The organism is Cobetia sp. SIMBA_158, assembly GCF_046566945.1.
Lineage (GTDB): Bacteria > Pseudomonadota > Gammaproteobacteria > Pseudomonadales > Halomonadaceae > Cobetia > Cobetia amphilecti.
The window spans coordinates 1-257 of sequence record NZ_JAWJYL010000662.1; the positions used below are offsets into that span (position 1 = coordinate 1).

1 protein-coding gene is annotated in these 257 nt (G+C 50.6%); it reads left to right on the forward strand.

Annotated elements, in window-relative coordinates; genetic code table 11:
• A partial coding sequence (locus tag R2R70_RS21485; protein ID WP_410979121.1) for an alkaline phosphatase occupies positions 1-257 on the forward strand: 257 nt, incomplete at both ends.

Sequence of the window (257 nt, forward strand, 5' to 3'; positions counted from 1 at the left end):
GGTAGAGGCCGGGCGAATAGATCATGCACACCACGCAGGCAATGCATACAACGCGCTTAACGACACCATTGAATTTGCTAAAGCCGTTAAAGCCGCTATGGACAGCACTAACCCAGAAGAAACGCTGATTGTGGTGACTGCCGATCACAGCCATGTATTTACTATTGCAGGCTACCCAAAACGTGGTAACCCAATATTAGGCAAAGTGGTTGCAGTTGGCCAAACCGAGCCAAGCCTTGCAGCCGACGACATGCCAT